The sequence below is a fragment of the Deferribacterota bacterium genome (assembly GCA_034189185.1).
Taxonomy (GTDB): Bacteria; Chrysiogenota; Deferribacteres; order Deferribacterales; family UBA228; genus UBA228.
In genome coordinates this window covers 1-1981 of sequence record JAXHVM010000258.1, presented here as the reverse complement: position 1 = coordinate 1981, position 1981 = coordinate 1, and the positions used below count along the sequence as shown (strand labels likewise).

The window sequence follows — 1981 nt, the reverse complement described above, 5'->3', positions numbered from 1 at the left end:
ATAGGTCTCTTCCAAGATAGTACTTGATACCCCAACAATTGTAGGGACACGTTTATTAATATATTTAAGTCCCCTCTCTATAAATGAAGATTTTTCATTAGTATCCATATAAGGAAACTCGCCTGTACTACCTAAGAGTAAGATACCATTTATTTTTGCATCAATTAACCTATCAATAAGTTTTTCATTTGCACTAAAATCAATTTCTTTATTACTATCAAAAAGTGTAATAACGGGTGTAATAACGCCCTCTAACATCTCTTACCCCTATATTTTTTAGATAACTTTGCAACAACTTAGTTTATAATATTCTACCTTTAATAGATTATTTTCTCAACAAAAGATTCGTAAATATTCTTTTAAAAAGTCAAAATATATCTATATTTAGTATTAAGTTAATACGATAAAAATAAATAATGTTTTCTAATTACCGATTATTTAGTCCAAAATCATTAATTATACTAATATTAGTTGCTATAGCCTTCTATTATTTATTTAATTATAGATATAATAACCCTTTAAAAATTGGTACTAACGCACCAAATATTATTTTTGAAACGCTCTCGGGGAAAAAATTTACTTTAAATGAGATTAACCTACCAAAGGCATTAGTTTTTTTTAGTGATAACACTATGTTTACAAAACATTACCTAAAATTTATAAGAGAATTAAGATTAATTGACACTAATTACCTATACCCTATTATTATATACGATATAAAACAAGACCCAAAAATAATTAGAAATAAATTAAATACTAAAGATCATCTAAGCCCACTAAAAGATATAACTTATATAGTAGATATAGACAAAGTATCACATGATTATAAAGTTAGAAGTTTTCCACATTTTTACTTGTTAAATACAGACAACATTGTTATATATCAATCAAAGGTTCCATCAATTGATAAAATAAAAACATATATAAGGAGTTTTTAATGGAAGATTTTTTTAATTTAGATAATTTAAAAGAAAAATATGATTTAGTAATAATAGGTGCAGGTCCTGCTGGTTTAACAGCAGCAATTTATGCTGGAAGAGATCTTTTAAACACTTTAGTTTTAGAAAAGAATTTCCCAGGCGGACAAGTCTCATCAACTGAATTTATTGAGAACTACCCTGGCTTTCCAAAAGGTATCACAGGAAGTGAGCTAGGCAATCTCTTCTGTGAACAAGCAGTTAGATTTGGAGTACAGATAAAATATGGTCAGTGCAAGAAATTAGAGGTTAAAAATAACTATAAATATATTTATATAGAAAATGACAGATTAATAAAAGCTAAAGCAGTTATAATAGCAGGGGGTTCACAGCCAAAACACTTAGGTGTTCCAGGGGAAGAAAAATTTTATGGCAGAGGTGTTTCCTTTTGCGCAACCTGTGATGGTGCCTTTTACAAAAATAAGACTGTAGCAGTAGTTGGCGGTGGTGATGCTGCTATTCAAGAAGGAACCTATCTTACAAGGTTTGCTGAAAGAGTGTATATTATCCACAGAAGGGATGCTCTAAGAGCCTCAAAGGGATTACAAGAGAAAGCATTCAAAAATAACAAAATAACATTCATATGGAATAGCGTAGTAAAAGAAATAGCAGGTGAAAATAAGGTAGAACAACTAACCCTTTATGATAAAGTTAAAGACAAACAATCAAATTTAGATGTAGATGGAGTATTTATATATATTGGAAGATTTGCTGAGACAGAAGCTTATAAGGATTTGCTTGAATTAGATGATGAGGGCTTTATTAATGCCGATGAATCAACAAAAACCAATATTGAGGGTATATATGCTGCTGGTGATATAAGGGTGAGGAAAAGCAATATTAACCAAATAGTAACTGCTACTGCTGATGGTGCTGTTTCAGCTAAATTAGCGGAGAATTATATTGATGATTTCTCAGAGATTACAGTTAAAAAATAAAATAATATTTATACTTATATTTATATTTATATTTATCCCTTTAATACAGCTATTTGCAGCTACAGA

The 1981-nt window shown here is 29.2% G+C and carries 3 protein-coding genes; 2 read left to right on the top strand and 1 reads right to left on the bottom strand.

Annotation, left to right across the window (positions count from 1 at the left end):
• On the bottom strand, positions 1 to 258 hold a 258-nt coding region (locus SVN78_10640), incomplete at its 3' end, for a dihydrodipicolinate synthase family protein (protein ID MDY6822062.1).
• Positions 259 to 416: 158 nt separating this feature from the next.
• On the opposite strand from SVN78_10640, the gene SVN78_10635 reads away from it, so the two are divergent.
• Both SVN78_10635 and trxB read left to right on the top strand, forming a co-directional pair.
• Positions 417 to 938, top strand: coding sequence for a hypothetical protein (locus SVN78_10635; GenBank protein ID MDY6822061.1), 522 nt, complete (start codon positions 417 to 419; stop codon positions 936 to 938).
• The gene (trxB, locus tag SVN78_10630; protein MDY6822060.1) at positions 938 to 1915 is read left to right on the top strand and encodes a thioredoxin-disulfide reductase; all 978 of its coding nucleotides are present in this window, start codon (positions 938 to 940) and stop codon (positions 1913 to 1915) included. Before SVN78_10635 ends, trxB begins: the two co-directional genes overlap by 1 nt.
• The last annotated feature ends 66 nt before the right edge of the window (positions 1916 to 1981 follow it).

What these genes read in the sequence shown, in the direction of transcription:
- trxB (MDY6822060.1), top strand. Translation starts at nt 938, where the DNA reads ATGGAAGATTTTTTTAATTTAGATAATTTAAAAGAAAAATATGATTTA.
- SVN78_10635 (MDY6822061.1), top strand. Translation starts at nt 417, where the DNA reads ATGTTTTCTAATTACCGATTATTTAGTCCAAAATCATTAATTATACTA.